Origin of the sequence: Aeromonas sp. 159 (assembly GCF_963862045.1) — a bacterium.
Taxonomy (GTDB): Bacteria; Pseudomonadota; Gammaproteobacteria; order Enterobacterales; family Aeromonadaceae; genus Aeromonas; species Aeromonas veronii.
This window is the reverse complement of sequence record NZ_CAWLMI010000106.1, coordinates 1-2,384: the sequence shown is the minus strand read 5'-3', so window position 1 is coordinate 2,384 and position 2,384 is coordinate 1. Positions and strand designations below refer to the sequence as shown.

The following is a 2,384-nucleotide window of genomic DNA, read 5'->3' as shown; positions in this document are numbered from 1 at the left end:
GGCGGCATCGGCAGCAGCCCAGGGCGAAGTCGACAAATATGCGGCGCTCATCAAGGCCACTGTTGAGCGGTATATGATTTTGGATCCCACCATGCGGGGCAAAACATGTACTATCGGCGTACGTCTTGCGAGCAGTGGCTTTGTCATATCGGTCGATAACGGCCAGGGTGACCCGGCGGTTTGTCGTTCCGGTAAGGCGGCTGTTCTGAAAGCCAATCAACTGCCTGTGCCCAAGGATCCTGCGGCATTCGAGATGTTGAAGGAATTTAACCTGAAGTTAGAACCGAGTATCTAAGCGTGATAAAACGAGGTTGCTTGCCTCCGGTTGGCAACCTCTCGCCGAGAAAGGAATTTAACCTCTCATCTACATTGGAACCGAGTATTTAAGCCATGATCAGAAAAGTATTTTTTGCTTTGGTTGGCTGTTTGTTGCTGGGCCAGAGTGCCCAGGCGGCCCTGGACATCGTCATCACCGGCGGTATTGATAGCGCACGCCCCATCGCTGTCGCCCCCTTCAAGTGGGAAGGTAACGGGCAGTTGCCGCAGGACATCGCGGAAGTGGTCTCCAACGACCTGATGCGCAGCGGCAAGTTCAAGCCGCTGGCCCGTGGCCAGATGCCGCAGACCCCGAGCAGCAGCAGCGAGATCAACTTCGCTCCCTGGGCCTCCCAAGGGGTTGAAGCCGTTGTGGTGGGTTCCATTTCGGCAGTAGGTGACGGCACCTACAAGGTCAACTTCGAGCTGGTCGATGTGCTGAAAGGCCAGCTGGCCAAGGCGCAAGGTGGCGAGAGCAACGGTTACATCCTGGATAGCCGCATGGCGACCATCCCGGGTGCCCAGATGCGTCAGTTTGCCCACCGTATCTCCGACATCGTCTATGAGCGTCTGACTGGCGAGCGCGGTGCCTTCCTGACCCGTCTGGCTTACGTCTCCGTACAGCAGGGTACCCAGTTCCCGTACCAGCTGCGTATTTCTGACTACGACGGTTACAACGAGAAGACCCTGCTGCGCTCCCGCGAACCGTTGATGTCTCCGGCCTGGTCGCCGGATGGCAGCAAGCTGGCTTACGTGAGCTTCGAGAACCAGAAGTCCGAAATCTATGTGCAGGATATTTACACTCAGCAACGCAGCCTGATCACCAGTTTCCGTGGTATCAACGGGGCACCGGAGTGGTCTCCGGATGGTCGTCGTCTGGCTATCGTTCTCTCCAAAGATGGTTCACCGAACCTCTATGTGGTTGATGTCGCTAGCAAGCAGCTGACCCGCGTCACAACCAGCCGTGTGATCGACACTGAACCCTCCTGGATGCCGGATGGGCAAAATTTGTTGTTCACCTCTGAACGTGGTGGCAAACCCCAGATTTATAGCGTAAATTTGGCGACTGGTATGACTCGCCGGATGACTTGGGAAGGTGAATCCAACCAGGGTGCATCCATCACTCCTGATGGCAAAATCATGGTGATGGTGACCCGTGTTCAGGGACAGTATCGTATTGCCCGTCAGGACATGGAAAACAATGCCCTGTTGGTCCTTACCCAGAGTGCTCTGGATGAGTCGCCAAGTGTGGCTCCCAATGGCAGCATGATCATTTATGCCACCATCTATCAGGGTCGTAAGAGTCTCGCGTTGGTGTCGACTGATGGTCGCTTCAAGGCTGTGCTTCCGACCAGTAGCGGTGAAATTCGTGCACCAGCTTGGTCGCCCTTCTTGAATTGATAAAAATCCAATTGTTTTTTGTTTTGTTATAAAGGTTTAAGGAAATAGCATGCAACTCAATAAACTGCTCAAGGGTTTGGCCATCGCACTGCCACTGTTCACCCTGGCCGCTTGTAGTTCTTCTTCTGATTCCGACGCCGCTGGCGCTGAATCAGGTATGACCGACGGCATGGGCGGTGTACAAACCGGCGGCGCCAACGGCATGTTGTCCCCGGAAGAGCAGATGCGTCAGAAGTTCGAAGCACTGCAGCGTGACAACGTGATCTACTTCCCGTTCGACGGTTACGATATCCAGGGTCAGTACGCTGATCTGTTGGATGCCCACGCCAGCTACCTGCGCGAGCGCCCGAGCGTGAAAGTCCTGATCGAAGGTCACGCCGATGAGCGCGGTACTCCGGAGTACAACATCGCCCTGGGCGAGCGTCGTGCCAAGGCTGTTGCCAAGTATCTGCAAACCCTGGGTGTGCAGGCCGAGCAGCTTTCCATCGTCAGCTATGGCGAAGAGAAGCCGCTGGACATGTCCCACACCGAGGATGCCTTTGCCAAAAACCGCCGCGCGGTTCTGGTTTACTAAGGTTTGAACCGAACGAAGTTCGTTTATATGCAAGCGGCCATTTCGATGGCCGTTTTATTTGCACTAAACGCCAAGGTTTGATCCGAATGAAATC

The 2,384-nt window shown here is 55.1% G+C and carries 3 protein-coding genes; all 3 read left to right on the top strand.

Annotation, left to right across the window (positions count from 1 at the left end):
• The coding region (gene tolA / locus AACR14_RS15905) for a cell envelope integrity protein TolA (RefSeq protein WP_041202008.1) at positions 1–295 on the top strand (295 nt) is incomplete at its 5' end.
• A 95-nt stretch (positions 296–390) separates the two neighbouring features.
• Positions 391–1,716, top strand: coding sequence for a Tol-Pal system beta propeller repeat protein TolB (gene tolB / locus AACR14_RS15900; protein WP_005335728.1), 1,326 nt, complete (start codon positions 391–393; stop codon positions 1,714–1,716).
• 49 nt (positions 1,717–1,765) lie between these two features.
• Complete coding sequence (gene pal, locus AACR14_RS15895; protein WP_005304908.1) at positions 1,766–2,290, top strand: peptidoglycan-associated lipoprotein Pal; 525 nt, start codon at positions 1,766–1,768, stop codon at positions 2,288–2,290.
• The last annotated feature ends 94 nt before the right edge of the window (positions 2,291–2,384 follow it).